General features: G+C 38.4%; 14 protein-coding genes. 10 read left to right on the forward strand and 4 right to left on the reverse strand.

Annotated features, from left to right (window positions below):
* The first annotated feature begins 116 nt into the window (after positions 1-116).
* From AC5NT5_RS05370 to purF, 9 genes are all read left to right on the forward strand, one after another.
* Positions 117-1,238 carry a 4-phosphoerythronate dehydrogenase gene (locus AC5NT5_RS05370; RefSeq protein WP_494513484.1) on the forward strand — a complete coding sequence of 374 codons (1,122 nt, stop codon included), beginning with the start codon at positions 117-119 and terminating at the stop codon, positions 1,236-1,238.
* A gap of 48 nt (positions 1,239-1,286) precedes the next feature.
* Entirely contained in the window at positions 1,287-2,303 is a 1,017-nt protein-coding gene (locus AC5NT5_RS05375; protein ID WP_024594855.1) for an aspartate-semialdehyde dehydrogenase, read from the forward strand.
* 354 nt (positions 2,304-2,657) lie between these two features.
* A complete protein-coding gene (locus AC5NT5_RS05380; RefSeq protein WP_494513485.1) occupies positions 2,658-6,653 on the forward strand; it encodes a FimV/HubP family polar landmark protein in 3,996 nt (1,331 codons plus the stop codon).
* A 278-nt stretch (positions 6,654-6,931) separates the two neighbouring features.
* Positions 6,932-7,726, forward strand: coding sequence for a tRNA pseudouridine(38-40) synthase TruA (truA, locus tag AC5NT5_RS05385; RefSeq protein WP_002958360.1), 795 nt, complete (start codon positions 6,932-6,934; stop codon positions 7,724-7,726).
* A gap of 155 nt (positions 7,727-7,881) precedes the next feature.
* Positions 7,882-8,757: an acetyl-CoA carboxylase, carboxyltransferase subunit beta gene (accD, locus tag AC5NT5_RS05390; RefSeq protein WP_494513486.1), complete on the forward strand. Its 876-nt coding sequence runs from the start codon at positions 7,882-7,884 to the stop codon at positions 8,755-8,757.
* Between the two features lie 25 nt (positions 8,758-8,782).
* A complete protein-coding gene (gene folC / locus AC5NT5_RS05395) occupies positions 8,783-10,048 on the forward strand; it encodes a bifunctional tetrahydrofolate synthase/dihydrofolate synthase (protein ID WP_494513487.1) in 1,266 nt (421 codons plus the stop codon).
* An 11-nt stretch (positions 10,049-10,059) separates the two neighbouring features.
* Positions 10,060-10,701 carry an SPOR domain-containing protein gene (locus AC5NT5_RS05400; protein WP_182672002.1) on the forward strand — a complete coding sequence of 214 codons (642 nt, stop codon included), beginning with the start codon at positions 10,060-10,062 and terminating at the stop codon, positions 10,699-10,701.
* A 194-nt stretch (positions 10,702-10,895) separates the two neighbouring features.
* Positions 10,896-11,390 (forward strand): CvpA family protein, encoded by a 495-nt coding sequence (locus AC5NT5_RS05405; protein ID WP_002958356.1) that lies wholly within the window; start codon positions 10,896-10,898, stop codon positions 11,388-11,390.
* 18 nt (positions 11,391-11,408) lie between these two features.
* Complete coding sequence (gene purF, locus AC5NT5_RS05410; RefSeq protein WP_494513488.1) at positions 11,409-12,935, forward strand: amidophosphoribosyltransferase; 1,527 nt, start codon at positions 11,409-11,411, stop codon at positions 12,933-12,935.
* A 114-nt stretch (positions 12,936-13,049) separates the two neighbouring features.
* On the opposite strand, the gene AC5NT5_RS05415 is transcribed toward purF, so the two are convergent.
* Positions 13,050-13,649: a Yip1 family protein gene (locus tag AC5NT5_RS05415; RefSeq protein ID WP_165744914.1), complete on the reverse strand. Its 600-nt coding sequence runs from the start codon at positions 13,647-13,649 to the stop codon at positions 13,050-13,052.
* Between the two features lie 206 nt (positions 13,650-13,855).
* Between AC5NT5_RS05415 and miaE the strand changes: the two genes are divergently transcribed.
* Positions 13,856-14,623, forward strand: coding sequence for a tRNA isopentenyl-2-thiomethyl-A-37 hydroxylase MiaE (gene miaE, locus AC5NT5_RS05420; RefSeq protein ID WP_182696375.1), 768 nt, complete (start codon positions 13,856-13,858; stop codon positions 14,621-14,623).
* On the opposite strand, the gene AC5NT5_RS05425 is transcribed toward miaE, so the two are convergent.
* The 3 genes from AC5NT5_RS05425 to AC5NT5_RS05435 all read right to left on the reverse strand — a co-directional run bounded on the left by AC5NT5_RS05425 (position 14,620) and on the right by AC5NT5_RS05435 (position 16,778).
* Positions 14,620-15,405 (reverse strand): transporter substrate-binding domain-containing protein, encoded by a 786-nt coding sequence (locus AC5NT5_RS05425; protein WP_188161817.1) that lies wholly within the window; start codon positions 15,403-15,405, stop codon positions 14,620-14,622. The two genes, miaE and AC5NT5_RS05425, sit on opposite strands and share 4 nt — an antisense overlap.
* Before the next feature lie 54 nt (positions 15,406-15,459).
* Positions 15,460-16,197: a UDP-2,3-diacylglucosamine diphosphatase gene (locus AC5NT5_RS05430; protein ID WP_002958351.1), complete on the reverse strand. Its 738-nt coding sequence runs from the start codon at positions 16,195-16,197 to the stop codon at positions 15,460-15,462.
* Between the two features lie 89 nt (positions 16,198-16,286).
* Positions 16,287-16,778, reverse strand: a complete 492-nt coding sequence (locus tag AC5NT5_RS05435; RefSeq protein ID WP_002958350.1) for a peptidylprolyl isomerase — start codon at positions 16,776-16,778, stop codon at positions 16,287-16,289.
* Between the last annotated feature and the right edge of the window lie 32 nt (positions 16,779-16,810).

Genomic DNA, 16,810 nt, shown 5'->3' on the forward strand with positions numbered 1-16,810 from the left:
CAATCCACATCCCCATTTTTGAGTGTTTGTATTAACTAAAATGCGCCTTTTTAGTTTGTGTAAAGGCTAGGTTGTTCGCTACAATGGCGCCTCTTAATTGCCAAACGGACTCTGTAATGAAAATTCTTGCCGATCAAAATATGCCTTTAGTTGAGCAGTACTTTGCAGACTTTGGTGAGGTTGAGCGTTTTGATGGTCGTAAATTAACGCCTGAACAATTAATAGATGTAGATGTTCTTCTTACTCGTTCGGTGACAAATGTTAATCATGAACTTTTGGTACAAGCTAACAAGTTGAGCTTTGTAGGTACTGCCACAATCGGCATTGACCATATTGATACGCAATTACTGCATGATAGAAATATTGCTTTTACAAGTGCACCTGGTTGTAATGCTGTTGCTGTAGCTGAATATGTAATTAGTAGCTTATTTGCATTAAGCCAAGAAAATGCGCGTCCATTGTGTGGTCAAACAATTGGTATTGTAGGGATGGGCAACATTGGTACATGTTTGGCGCAAAAATTAAAAGCATTAAACGTAGTTGTACTGCTGTGCGATCCGATTAAGCACGAACAAGGCTTATTACAAGAGCATGTAGCGCTTGATGAGTTATTAGCGCAGTCAGATGTTGTTACTTTTCACGTTCCCCTTGTTAAAAGTGGCGAGCATAAAACACTGCACATGATGGGTAAAGAGCGTTTAAAGGCACTTAAGCCAGGAACCACGCTAATTAATGCAAGCCGTGGCGATGTAATTGATAACCAAGCATTACTTGAGGTAATGGAAGCTGGGGCTGATTTAGATTTAGTACTTGATGTATGGGAGAAAGAACCCAATATTTTAACTGAATTACTAGAGCATATTCGTTACGCTAGTGTGCACATTGCAGGGCATACACTTGAGGGGAAAGCTCGTGGTACACAAATGTTGTATCAAAAACTGTGTCAGCTCAAAGGTGTTGAGGCGATTAAATCGTTGGATGATTTTTTACCAACACCAGCCGTTACAAATGCAACTGTTACGCAAAGCCTTAATGAGCAAGATATTGCCCGTTTAGTGCATTTAATTTATGACGTTCGCCGCGATGACGGAATATTACTTCGTCGTCTAGAGAGCGACGGCTTTGATAGTTTACGTAAAAACTATCCTATAAGGCGAGAATTTAGCACTTTATTTCTACAAGGTGATAGCCCACAACTAGCAGCACTTAGCCAGCTTGGCTTTAGTATAGCTGAATAATTATTTAACTAACGATGTTGTTTTAATGTCGTTTATAGAGGAAGAAATATGTCGCAAAAATATAACGTTGCCGTACTTGGCGCTACTGGTTTAGTAGGCCGTCAAATCATTGAAACGCTAGCAGATCGTAAGTTTCCTGTTGATCAGCTTTTTTTACTTGCTAGCAGCCGCAGCGCAGGTGAAGATATAAAGTTTCGTGGTGAGACCATTGAAGTACTTGACGTTGAAGGCTTTGACTTTAGCCAAGCGCATATAGGTTTGTTTTCTGCTGGTGGCAGTGTATCTGAAAAATATGCTCCTATTGCTGCTGAAGCCGGCTGTATTGTAATCGATAATACATCGCACTTTAGAAATGATTTTGAAATACCACTCGTGGTGCCAGAAGTTAATGCTTCAAGCCTAGCTGATTTTAGAAATCGTAATATTATTGCTAACCCTAACTGTTCAACTATTCAGATGATGTTAGCACTTAAACCAATTTATGATGCTTACGGAATAGACCGTATTAATGTATCTACTTACCAAGCTGTATCGGGTGCAGGTAAAGACGCGGTTGATGAACTTGCAAAGCAAACAGCTAATTTGATGAATGCACGCCCTATGGATAATAAAGTATTCCCAAAGCAAATTGCATTTAACGTTATTCCTCAAATTGATAGCTTTGAAGATAATGGCTATACGCGCGAAGAAATGAAAATGGTAAACGAAACTCATAAAATTTTGGGTGATACCACTATTGCAGTGAACCCAACGTGTGTACGTGTTCCCGTATTTTTTGGGCACTCAGAATCAATTAATATTGAAACGCGCATGCCTTATGACTTTGAACACGTTAAACAACTTTTAAAAGACGCGCCTGGTGTCGAGCTAATTGATGATGAAGGTGACTACCCAACAGCAGTGTCTGACGCTAGTGGTAACGATACTGTGTATATAGGTCGATTACGTGCTGATATTTCTCATCCACATGGATTAAACATGTGGGTTGTAAGTGACAACACTCGTAAAGGTGCTGCAACTAATAGCATTCAAATTGCAGAAGAGCTTATTGCCAATTACATGTAATAGTTAATTGCGCTAAACATGCTTTTGAAGCGGTAAACAGTAGTTGTTTGCCGCTTTTTGTTTATATAGCTTGTCAAATTTTTGCCGTTTAATTTTAAAAATACAAAAACTGATTGATAACACTCAATAAATTGTTATTTATAAAGATGTTTTAAGGCATTTATTTTCAAGGTGTTGCGATGGATATTACGCTCTAACTGGTTTATAGTTTGTAATTGGAATAGAGCTTGCAATAAAAATAGATTGTAATAATAAATGCGAGTCAGTCATTTGGCTGATAATAGCAATAATAAACAATATTTATGCACTTAAGTTTTAGGTGTTTTATTAATATTTAAATATTAAAGGATCAGCATGCGCGGTTTAGCTACACTTATTATATTAGCGTCTGCATTGATAGTAACGCCAGTTTACTCTCAGGACAGTACCCAATTAAAGGGGCCTAAAGGCGTTGACTATGGTGCGCAAGGGCGATCAATTGGGCCAATTAAACCAACTGATACGCTTTGGCGTATAGCAGCTAAAGTGCGCCCAGACAATTCTGTCAGTATTTATCAAGTTATGCAGGCTTTGTATAACAAAAATCCCGATTCATTTTTAGAACAAAATCTTAATCACATTCAAAATGGTGCCTATTTAAAAATCCCTACCTTAGCCGAAATAAAAGCTGTAAATACGCAGCTCGCAAAGCAACGCTCTGAGCAAGATGATGCATTATGGGAAAAGAAAAAAAATGGCACGCTTACACAAAGCGAAATTAACTCAGCGCAAACAAAAGTAACTCAAGCGCGTAAAATTGATGTAGACGATGCTAAAAAAGAGATACAGAAAGAATTAAATGAAATAAAAACAGAGCAAGGTACTAAGCTTGTTGAGTTACAACAACAGTTTAAAAGCTCAGTTAGTAATGTAGAAGAGATTTTAGTCGAAAATAATAATCTTAAAAAACAGTTATCAGGAATATCTAAAGAGCTCGAAAACTTACGTTTGCAATTAGGACAAGACAGCGAAATTCAAAATCAGTTAAAAGAACTCATTGTTAAACAAAACGAGATTATTGCCCAACAAAAAAAACAAGAAGTAATACCAAAAGAGTCATTTGATTTTGGCTCATTATTTTCAAATCCCATAGTACTGGGCTTGTTAATGTTTATTCCTGGGTTACTGATTATTTTTGCAATCGTTATGTTTTTACGCAAACGAGCAAGTAATCAAGAAGAGCCGCAAAACGATGATGACTTTTTACCACAAACCCCAACTTATACTGGCGATGATGATTTAGGCCCAAGCTTAAATGACGATCCAATTGTACCTGACCCTTTAGATGACTTGAGTGTTCAATTAGATGATAGTCTCGAAAGTGATATGTTGCCTAATGATGATTTAGACGACGGCTTAGATGATTTTTCTGGCGACGAAAATTTACTTGATCAGGATGAGCTCGAAAGCTTGCTAAGCGATGACATTGTTTTTGATGATGAAAATACCGATGACGATGATGAGCTCGATATTTTTATGCAGCAAGGGTTTGATCAACCTTCAGATGAAAACGCTGAAGATATAGATTTAGACTTATCTGATGACTCAATTAACAATGATGAAATCCTAACTAATGACGATTTAGATAGCTTGTTTGATGAAGACGATAGTCTACCTGAGTTTGATGCACCGCAAACAAGCGAAGCTTTAGAGGATGACAGCTTAGAATCTCATGATGAAATGGCGGCTTTAAGTGAAGAGCTTGCAGATGAAGATAATTTTGATATAGATGAATTATTAGATCAAACATCAACAGAATTAGCTACCTCAAATAACACTTCAGCTGAACTTGATACAAGCGACGACTTTGATTTAGACGATATAGATAGCTTAATTGATGAGGCGAATGACCCAAAAAGTGATGTGGTAGATGACTCACTTGATGCAGAGTTACTCGACGAAGATGAACTTCTAGAAGAAAGCGACGACTTTGATTTAGACGACATAGATAGCTTAATTGATGAGGCTGCAGTTGATACTGCAGATGACTCATTAGTTGAGGAAAGTGACGACTTTGATTTAGACGATATAGATAGCTTAATTGATGAAGCAGCAGTTGATACTGCAAATGATTCATTAGTTGAGGAAAGTGACGACTTTGATTTAGACGACATAGATAGCTTAATTGATGAGACTGCGGTTGATACTGAGAATGACTCTTTAGTTGAGGAAAGTGACGACTTTGATTTAGACGACATAGATAGCTTAATTGATGAGGCAGCAGTTGATACTGCAAATGATTCATTAGTTGAGGAAAGTGACGAATTTGATTTAGACGACATTGATAACCTAATTGATGAGGCTGCAGTTGATGCTGCAAATGATTCATTAGTTGAACAAAGTGATGGCTTTGATTTAGACGATATAGATAACCTAATTGATGATGAAGTAAAAAATTCAGATGTAAGAGATTCAGAAATTGATAATGCATTGGCAGACTCAGTTGAGGATTTAGCAGATGCTCAAGAAGAATTAAATGTTGATGATATTGAGTCGCTTGCTTCATCATTAAATGAAGAGCCCGAGCTTGACGATGAGCCTGAGCTTGAAGAAGAGCCTGAGCTTGAAGAAGAGCCTGAACTTGAAGAAGAGCCTGAACTTGAAGAAGAGCCAGAGCTTTACGATGAGCCTGCGCTTGAAGAAGAGCCTGAGCTTGAAGAAGAGCCTGAGCTTGAAGAAGAGCCCGAGCTTTACAATGAGCCTGAACTTGCAGAAGAGCCTGAGCTTGACGATAAGCCTGAACTTGCAGAAGAGCCTGAGCTTGACGATGAGCCTGAACTTGCAGAAGAACCTGAGCTTAAAGAAGAATCTGAACTTATAGATGTAACGGTTGATGATTTTTCAGATACATCAGAGTCGCTTCTTGATCCTGAAGATGCGCTTGAAGAATATACAGATGATACTTTAAAGAGCGTTGATGAGCTTTTAAATGAGCTACAACAAGCGACGGATGATGACTATATAGAAACACCAGATTGGTCTTTAGATGAGCTTGACGACGATCTTGAAGAAATAGAAGTAGATCTTGGCGACGATCCGTTAGCGGGCGACGATGACTCAGATCTTACAAAAATTGAAGAGCAGCTTGATAGCGATCTTATAACGCCAAGTGAAGAGTTAGATGAATATCCTGAACTTGAATTAGATGATGATCATTCATTATTGGAGAATGAACCTTCGTTTGAGCCGCAAGAACCTAAAGAAGATACACCGAGTGAAGAAAATGCAGTAGCACTTAGCCAAACAGAGAAAGATCTCGCAAATGCGCTTTCTGAAAATGCTAACTTAGATAGCTTAGAAGATGATTTTGATAATGACTTCTCTGAATCAGAAGCTAAGGTTGAAGACGAGTCGTTTGATGATGATTTACTGCAAGAAATTAATGACGGAATTGATTCTGTTGAACCAGTTAGTATAGAAGAGGATACCAAACCTCTTAACCTTGATGAAGTTCAAGAAACACTAGAAAGTGAGTTGCCATTTACTCCCGAAGAATTACAAGGTGATGATTTAGACGGTGAGGCGCAGGGAGTCGCTTCCAGCCAAGCTGAGCAGGACTTATCAATTGCGCTTTCTGAAAATACTGATTTAGATAGTTTAGAAGACGATTTTGATGATGAAATTTTAATTGAAGACGATTTTTCTGACTTAGATGTTGAGTTTGACGAAGATACTTTAGAGCAAGCGCTAACTGATGAGTTATCAGACGAGCAGCAAGAGCAAACAAATGCAGAGCGCGAAGCACAGTTAACAAACTCAGATGAAGCAGGTAGCACTGATATTAGCTCTGACGATGAACTTGATGAAGAGTTTATGTCAAATTTGACGCAAACTGATTTTGATTCATTACTTAGTGAGTTAGCGGAGCCTGAAGAATTAAGCGCTGAGGATAGCAGTGAATTTGATGTCGACTTTGACAGCTTGCTAAAAGAAGACTTAGAGGAAGATGGCTCATTAACTACAAAAGAGCCACTTGTTGAAAGTAGTGATATTGAGCAACTTGATAATGATGAATTTGTAGATATAGATTCATTATTAGAAGAAAGTGAAGAGGCTGAACTTGAACACGAACCTTACACCGACGTTAATATGGATGTCGGTTTGAGTGAGTTTGATGCATTACTTGCTGGTGATAACCCAACCGATGTTGATGCTGAAAGTGGTGGCTACTCAGCTAAACTAGATTTAGCGCGTGCTTATATTGAAATTGATGATTTTGATTCTGCGCTCAAGGTCATTGAGGATGTCATCAACAAAGGCCCAGAAGAAGTTCAAGAAGAGGCACTTAGTTTAAAAGCGAAACTAAAATAACAAATTGTTAAAAAAACCCTTAATTGGTTATTCTAATTAAGGGTTTTTTTATGGATGTTAGTTTAATTATAACAAGGAAAAGCAACGCATTAATGAAGCGAATTTTATAGTATGTAATTGTTATAAAAGAATAATTTACATCGTAATTATTAAGTTATTTGATTCATTAAAATGTTCATGTTTTTAATAAAAAGGGTATTACCGCACACCTCCTTTTATTGCGTCGAGAGATAGCATAAAATGCCGTGTTCATTAGCACAGTAGGTAAAGCAGTAATTATGCGAGTAGCACTTGGAGTTGAATACAACGGCGTACGCTATAGTGGGTGGCAACGTCAATCACATGTAAATAGCGTACAACAAGAAGTAGAAAAGGCATTGTCGCGTATTTGTAATCACCCAGTTGAAGTAGTATGTGCGGGGCGAACTGATGCGGGTGTGCACGGTACAGGTCAAATAATACATTTTGAAACTGAAGCTTCGCGTGACATGGTCGCATTTACAATGGGTATGAATACCTTATTGCCTAAAGATATTGCTATTCGCTTTGCACAACCAGTTGCTGTCGATTTTCATGCTCGTTTTAGTGCAACCGCTCGCCGATACCGCTATATTATTTATAACTCTCCTTTTCGAGGAGCAGTGTTAAGCGAAGGGGTTACGCATTTTCATCACCCATTAGATGAAGTTAAAATGCAGGAAGCCTGTCAGTATTTGATCGGGACACACGATTTTACATCTTTTCGAGCGATCCATTGTCAAGCGAATACACCGACTCGTACTATTCATCATTTATCGGTACAGCGCCAAGGGTGTTACGTTATTATTGATATTAAGGCGAATGCGTTCTTACATCACATGGTACGTAATATAACGGGGAGCTTGATGGATATTGGCATACATAAGCAACAGCCTATTTGGTTGAAAGAATTACTTGATTGTAAAGAGCGTGCTAAAGCAAGTGCTACAGCTAAAGCTGCAGGTTTATACTTGGTTGATGTCGATTATCCTGAAGAGTTTAATATTCCTAAAATGCCTTTAGGTCCATTGTTTTTACCTGACGCTGAAATTTAGTTATGGTTGTCGTTAGTGCTTTTTATGAACACTTTTAACTACTAAGACCAGTTTTTTATACCGCGTTAGTGTAATTCATGTTTTAATTGAAAAAATTTGTCTGCTAATTGCTATTGGCAGGCTCGCGACACAGAACAGCATTAAGAGAGTTGCAAATGAGTTGGCTAGAAAAAATCTTACCTAAAACGACAAAATCATCAGGTCGTAAAGAAATCCCAGAAGGTGTTTGGGCTAAGTGCACATCGTGTGATTCAATTTTATATAAAGCTGAATTAGAAAAGTCATTAAACGTATGTCCTAAGTGTGACCACCACATGCGTGTTAGTGGCCGTAAGCGCCTGGAGCACTTTTTAGATGAAAGTGACCGTCAAGAGCTTGGCACACAACATGAGCCTAAAGACATTCTTAAGTTTAAAGATTCTAAAAAATACTCTGATCGTATCAGTGCAGCCCAAAAAGCAAGTGGTGAAAAAGATGCACTTGTAGCTATGAAAGGCCGATTAAAAGGTATTCCAGTTGCAGCAGTAGCATTTGAGTTCTCGTTTATGGGTGGTTCAATGGCTTCTGTTGTTGGCGCTCGCTTTGTTGATGCTGTTGATCAATGTTTAGAGCATAACATGCCGCTTATTTGTTTTTCTGCATCAGGCGGTGCACGCATGCAAGAAGCGCTTATGTCGCTTATGCAAATGGCTAAAACAAGTGCTGCACTTGCAAAAATGACTGAAAAAGGTCTTCCGTTTATTTCAGTCATGACTGACCCAACTATGGGTGGTGTATCTGCATCACTTGCTATGCTGGGCGATATTAACGTTGCAGAACCTAAAGCATTAATTGGTTTTGCGGGTCCTCGTGTTATTGAGCAAACTGTTCGCGAAACATTACCTGAAGGCTTTCAGCGTAGTGAATTTTTGCTTGAACACGGTGCAATTGACATGATTATTGACCGCCGTGAAATGCGCGATACCCTTGCACGCATTTTAGCTAAATTTATGAACTTGCCTTCTACGGAACAAGAGCATAGAGTAGCGTAAATTTCAGCTTTACTGATTACACGCTATGACAAAAAAAACTCCTAGCCAATCATCAAGCCTTGATGATTGGCTTTTTTATTTAGAAAGTGTTCACCCAGCTAACATTGCTATGGGCTTAGAACGAGTTGCTAATGTTGCTAACAATATTGGCCTGTTAAACACTCCAAGTAAAATTATTCTTATTGCCGGTACAAACGGTAAGGGTACCACAGCACGCTGCTTAGAGTCGCTATTGCTAGCGCAAGGTTTCAATGTGGGTACTTACGCATCTCCACATTTAATTCGTTATAACGAGCGTGTACGAGTTAATGGGGAAGAATTGGCAGACCAATTTCATATAGATGCTTTTCACCAGCTTGAGCAAGGCCGTAAAGACACTCCTCTGACTTATTTTGAATATGGTACTTTGGGTGCGTTGGCAATTTTTAAACGCTGTAACGTCGATTATGTATTGCTAGAGGTTGGTTTAGGTGGGCGCTTTGACGCCACAAATATAGTCACTCCCTTTGCAAGCGTGATCACGACTATAGACTTAGACCATAAAGAGTACTTAGGTGATACCCGTGAGTTAGTGGCTTATGATAAAGCCGGTATTTTTCGTGAAAATACGCCCGCTATTATAGGGGATTTAAATATTCCTCACACAATGACTGATTATGGTAAAGAAATTAATGCCAACATGACGCTGTCGGGCAGTGACTTTATTTTTAAAGAAAATGCTGAGAGCTTTAATTGGCAATATAAAGAACATAATTTTGAAATAGATAAGCCTGCAATACCGTGTCAAAATGCAGCTACCGCATTAACTACGCTAAGTGTTTTAAACTTATTACCTAGTGAATCAATTATACGAAGTTGTTTAGCTAATTTAGTTGTCGAAGGGCGATTTCAACAGTTAAGTATTGAGCCTTTAGTCTTTACCGATGTAGCACACAACCCTGAGTCGGCGCGTTATTTAGCCAATAAGTTATCAAGCTATAAAGATAAAGGCTTTAAAATTCATGCATTAGCCGCTATGCTTGCTGATAAAGATAAAGCGGGTGTATTTAAAGAAGTAAGTCACTTGGTTGATGAGTGGTCATTAGCGAGCTTAAGTGGCCCGCGAGGTGACACTGCAAGTAATTTACAAAATGCACTGCAGAAATTGTCTCATCATAATACTATTAATAGCTATGATAGTGTGGCACAAGCACTGAATGTAATTTTACCAGAACAACAAAGTGATACTATGTTGATTATATTTGGTTCATTTTTTACAGTTGCTGGCGCTATTAATTACTTTAAAAAATAGAGAGGATGTCGGTGAACTCAAGTTTTATTAATCGCTTAGTCGGAACAAGTATAGTGGTGATCGCAGCAATTGTGTTTATCCCTAATATACTCGATGGCGAAAAAGTGCATTATAAAGAAGGCTTTAAAGCGATCCCAGACCGCCCTGAGTTCAAAACAATCGATCTTCAAGAGTCAATTGATGAAAATATGGCTAATGCTGAGCCACTAAAGCAAGATGAAATTGAAGACATTCAAGCTGACGATGAAGCTTTTGAGCAGCAAAGCGCGAAGGATGAGAGTGATTACGCTGTGGAAGATAAAGTTGTTGAAGCAACTATAGAACCCAAAGCTACACCAATTACAAAAGCGCCTGTTCAAGCTAAGCCAGAGCCAATTGCACCACGTAAAAGTGATGAAAACCTAACGAGTATGGCCTATGTTATTCAATTAGGTAGTTTTTCACATGTTGCAAACGTTAAAGCATTACAGGCTAAATTAAAGGCTGAAGGGTTTAAAACGTTTACTAAACCGATTAAAACCCCAAATGGGACATTAACCAAAGTATTTGTTGGTCCTTCGCTTGATAAAAGTGAATTACAAAAGCAGCTCCCCCAGCTCAAAGAGCTTACTAAATTAAATGGTAAAGTTACGCAGTACGAAGTAACAAAATAATTTTAAAAAGGCTTGTATAACAAGCCTTTTTTTATTTATTTATATTTTTTTTATCATTATCTTTATCTCACAATACCTAGACTAGAATGTTAATTTTTTGTATTAACTACAACCCAGTAATCTCCCGTTTAAACTTGCATACTAACGATGTTTGGGTATAGAATGCGCCCCAAATTAGCGACTAATTGGTTCTTATGATCTGGGTTGATTACGCCATTATTGGCATCATTGTATTGTCTACCATCATCGGTTTAATACGCGGCTTTGTAAAAGAAGCAATGTCATTAGCGGTATGGGCTGGCGCCTTTATCATCTCTAGCTTATTTTACCAATATTTAGCTTCCTTCCTAACAACCATTTCTGAACCCCTTTTAAGAAATGCGGCGGCCATAGCCATATTATTCTTTGCGACGCTACTGTTAGGCGGTTTACTAAACTACATTTTAGGTGAGCTCGTACATCGTACTGGTTTATCGGGTACCGACCGTGTCTTTGGCATAGTGTTTGGTGCTCTACGAGGCGTGTTGGTCGTGAGCGCGTTACTCTTCTTTCTTGATGCTTTTACTGGTGCACCCAATACGCACTGGTGGGGCAATTCTATTTTGATTCCAGAATTTGGCTTTGTTGTTGAATGGTTCTTTTCATACCTAGAAAACAACTCGAGCTTTTTAAATTCAGTAAACCGTTAATCGGCGAGGATAAATTACATGTGTGGTATCGTTGGAATAGTCGGAACATCCCCTGTCAATCAGGCGATTTATGATGGCTTAACTGTTTTGCAGCACCGTGGTCAAGATGCCGCGGGTATCATTACCATTGAGAATAATACGTTCAGCTTACGCAAAGCAAATGGCTTAGTGAAAGATGCCTTTCACACTCGTCATATGAAACGACTACAAGGTACGATAGGTCTTGGCCATGTGCGCTATCCTACAGCAGGGTCTTCAAGCTCATCTGAAGCACAGCCTTTTTATGTTAACTCACCGTTTGGTATAGCGCTTGCCCATAATGGTAACCTTACTAATGCAGAAGCTTTAAAAGAGCAGTTATTCTCAGAAGCACGTCGTCATGTAAATACAACATCTGATTCAGAAATCTTACTCAACATCATGGCACATGAACTAAGTAAATCTGAGAAGTTGCATTTAGACCCTGAAGATATATTTACTGCGGTAACCGAGGTAAATAATAAAGTAAGCGGTGGTTATGCAACAATTGCTATGATTATTGGTCACGGTATTGTTGCTTTTCGCGACCCTAATGGTATCCGTCCACTTGTATTTGGTAAACGTGAGACTGCAAAAGGCACTGAGTACATGTTCGCCTCTGAAAGCGTTGCGTTAAAACCGGACGGCTTTGAGTTTGTACGTGATGTTGCCCCTGGTGAAGCTATATATGTTACAGAAGAAGGTGAATTTCATTCACTTAGTTGTGCAGATAAAGCATCTTACTCGCCGTGTATTTTTGAATTTGTTTATTTTGCTCGACCTGATTCAACAATAGACCGGATGTCTGTGTACGCAACACGCGTAAACATGGGCACAAAACTAGGTGAAAAAATTGCACGCGAATGGGCTGATAAAGACATTGATGTAGTTATCCCAATCCCAGAAACTTCATGCGATGTAGCACTGGAAATTGCACGTGTACTTGATTTACCGTATCGTCAAGGTTTTGTTAAAAACCGTTATATTGGTCGTACATTTATCATGCCAGGCCAAGAGATGCGTAAAAAATCAGTGCGTCAAAAGCTAAACGCAATTGATCGCGAGTTTAAAGGTAAAAACGTATTATTGGTTGATGACTCAATTGTTCGTGGTACAACATCAGCACAAATTGTTGAAATGGCTCGAGAGTCTGGTGCTAAAAATGTTTACTTTGCATCCGCAGCGCCTGAAATACGCTTCCCTAATGTGTACGGTATTGATATGCCTTCAGCAGCTGAGCTTATTGCTCACGGCCGTGAAGTTGAAGATATTAATGCAAGTATTGGTTCTGACGGTTTAATCTTTCAATCGTTAAAAGATTTAATAGCTGCGGTTAGCCAAGAAAATCCTGAAATTACTAAGTTCGAAACCTCAGTATTTGATGGGCAATATATTACAGGCGACATTGATCAAAACTATTTAAACCGTATTGATGAGCTACGTAACGATTCAGCAAAAAGCACCCGCGAAAGTGCGATGTCTTCAAGTTTAGAGATTCACAACCAAGACGAAAACGAAGCTGATTAATAATTAGTTAATAAAAAGTCGTTACATAAAAAAAGGAGCTAATTAGCTCCTTTTTTGCGAAGGAAAGAAAGGGAACATTTCTATCAAACACGACTCTTTATTAGCTAAACTTTATTAAGTAAACATTGGACTAACAATCCCATTTGTCCAAAGCATAGCTGTTACAGCTAAAATAATAACTAGTAATATTAATCCACACGTTACAACCGAGCTGGCATAAATAAAGCCACGCTCTTCTGGAATATGCATAAGTATTGGTACGCCGGTATAAAGTAAGTAGACCGAGTAAGCTAGTGCAATAATTCCAATACACACTACAAACCAAAGTACAGGCCAAAAGGCGGCAAGCGCCGACATAAACACAGGTGTTGCAGTATAAGCTGCAAGTTCAAGTGTTTGTGTAAATGTAGGCTTAGAGCCAAATGTAACGGCCATCCAATGAGCCAAATACGCCAATGCAAAAACGCCCGCTATTAAAGCAAAATACATTGCACCTGCAATTAATAGCGCACTATCGTGCGTTAAAAATACGGGGTCGCCTGCGCCTATACTCCATCCTAAATAAACAGATGAGTAATAACCCATTATTGAAGGAAACAAAGCAATCAGTAAAATATGCGACAAACTATAGGTTAAACTTTCATGGCGATTATCTATTGTTTGCCATTCTTCAAGTGGGTGAGCATAAATGCCCCAGAGGTGATTTAATATCATAGTGCTTACTCCATAAAAGGAACGTATTACTGTTTTGGTTGGTTTATTTTTATACAGTCTATGTACAGTTATGGTTCACTTATTTTGCAAAGTCAAGTTAACTCAATATTAACATTTTTGCACAGGTTAGGGCTTTGATTTATCCCAAACAAAATTTCGTGTTAAAATAATGGCATATCAAATTTATTTAGTAATGAGCAGTCAACGTGCCACATAGCCAACTTTTAGAGCCGATCAATAACTTTTTAGTGTGTACAACCCCGCAGCAGTGGGTGGAGCAGGCAATTAAAAAAGAGAACTTATCAGTCATCTTAATCGATCACTTAATTTGTGAGTTAAAAGCGGCTCAAAGTGCGATGTTTTTAATACGTAAATACGCTGTTGATAAAGAGGGCAGTGATGCCTTACTCGAGTGGCTAAAGCCATTTGAAACGCTTATTTATAAGCGTGAAGGGAATTGGCGTGATCTCGCTGCTAAAAATAAGCTAACTAAATCAATAATTCCTAAATCTAATTCGCCATATGGACAAGATTTAATTGATAAAATGGTATTGTTGATAAAAGAAGAGTTGCATCATTTTTACCAAGTGCTCGAAATTATGGACGAGTACGGTGTAGAGTACCAAAGCATTACACCATGTCGTTATGCAAAAGGCATGCTTCGTCATGTTAAAACGTTTGAGCCAAATGCCCTTGTTGATAAATTAATTGTAGGCGCTTACATTGAGGCGCGTTCATGTGAGCGTTTCGCAAAGCTTGCGCCGCATGTTGACAAACGTTTAGGTGATTTTTATATTTCGCTGCTGCGCTCTGAAGCCCGTCATTACCAAGATTATCTAACTTTAGCGCAAGAAATTGCTGATTTTGATATTACCGAACGAGTTAAAGAATTTGGCGAGATTGAAGCCGAATTAATTTCATCACAGGATGAAGATTTTAAGTTTCATAGTGGCTTGCCAATAGCAGAAAGCTAATTTTCTTTTAAAAAATTAATGTATTCAGCTGTTTTTTGATTGCTGAAATTGTGTTTCTTCATGATTTCAGCAATGCTTCCGTTTTCAATTATTATATCAATCCCTCTATTAAACTTTTGTAAGTACTCTTTTGCCCTGTAATTTGATTTAGAGACAACTAAATATAGTTTATGAGAAGCAAGATCTGGCAATAAGTACTCAATTTTATTCTTATCTAAATCAACTTCGTTATTGTGCTCAAGCCAATACTTCCCTACTTCTTTAGTGCCTGCGACCAAATCAATACGTCCTTGTTGTAGCAGGTATAAACTTGTAGGAAGGCTTTTAGTAGATGTTATTGCCAGCTCAGTATTTCTAGCAAACTCTTGGCTTACAAAGGCATTGTCTTCTGTACCAATACTATAAGGTGTTAATGACTGAACTGTACCATCGAAGTTAATAGCACTCTCTTTGCGTTTAAAAATTCCTGAATGAGCAACTGCAAGTGGGCGAGAGTAGTAAAAAACTTCATTTCTTTTTAATGAATAAAAAGCGCCTAAAATAGCTGTTTTTCTCTTTTTTTCTAATAGCTTTAGGGCGCGGTCCCATGTCGTAAACTCGGCTTCGCTATTAATGCCTTGAGTTTTAAGGGCTGATTGAGTGATTTCATATAACCAACCGTTATCAGGAAGGTTTTCGCTAAAATAGGGAGGGTAGTTTTCAGTAACAATTTGCCATGTTTGCTCGCTAAATACTTTGGTAGGAATGGCAATTACTACGATGAAAATTAACAGCTTAATCATTAAACCTCTCACTATTATTCAAATATATAGTTAAATAATAGTCAGGATTTTAAATTATGCGAAAGGCGTGCTAATTAATTCTTGTGATTGAGGGGTAACGACTAAATAAGAGCCTTGGGTATACCAGTCACCTAGCACTGTACGAGTAAGCGTTTGTTCATTAACTTTATAGGTATGAACATTAGGGCGGTGAGTATGACCATGAATCATATTAGTAACGTTATGTTTGGCAAAGGTGGCAAGCACGGCTTCATCTACAACGTCTAAAATTTCGATAGGTTTATCAGCTTGGCTCAACTTACTTTTTTCACGGGCATTACGCGCTATTTTTTTACGATACCAAAGTGGCATTGCAAGCATTAATTTTGGCCACCACCAACCACGGCTTTTTTTACGAAATTTTTGATACTCAGTATCTTGAGTACACATTTCGTCGCCATGTAAAATAACGGTAGGCGTACCATATAAATCAATGACTGTTTGTTCATCGAGTAAAGTCATTGCGGCCATGTCTGCATATTGCTTGCGCATTATGAAATCACGGTTGCCATGTATAAAATAAACAGGTGTCCCACCATCATTAACGGCGCTTAAATGCTTTGCTACATCGGCACTCAGCGCTGTAATGTAGTCATCTCCAACCCATACTTCAAAAAAATCACCCAAAATATAAAGTGCATCTACATCTTTATTTAGTATATGCGTATTTAAAAAGTCAAAAAATGCAGCGCTAATGTCGGGGCGGTTTTCGCTTAGGTGTAAATCTGCAATAAAGTAAGTTTGGCGAGTCATAGGTCAGTCTTTTCGATATAAATAAAGCGGGCGTATACACATTGCGTAAATGCCCGCCGATACTCCACATTACGTGGGTAAACTTACTATTAGCTAACAGTAACGCTTTCGATGATCACATCTTCAAGAGGCACGTCTTGGTGAAAACCAGTACTACCTGTTGCTACGCCTTTTATTTTATTTACTACGTCCATACCTTCTACTACTTCAGCAAAAACACAGTAACCCCAGCCTTGCGATGTTTCGCTGCTGTGGTTTAAAAAGTCGTTGTTATTCACGTTAATGAAAAACTGCGCTGTAGCTGAATGAGGATCAGGTGTACGTGCCATTGCTAAAGTACCTATCTTATTAGATAGGCCATTATTAGCTTCATTTTTAATTGGGTCGTTAACTTCTTTTTGTTCCATACCTGGTACAAAACCACCGCCTTGAACCATAAAACCATCGATTACACGATGAAAGATAGTGCCGTTGAAAAAATCAGCATTTGCATACTCTAAAAAGTTTTTAACTGTGTTTGGAGCTTCTTGCTCAAACATTTTAATGGTGATGTCACCAAAATTGGTGTGTAGAACAACCATGTGTTTTCCTATATCTGGTTTAAATATTGGCG

This window comes from Pseudoalteromonas sp. J2K-J599, assembly GCF_059295115.2.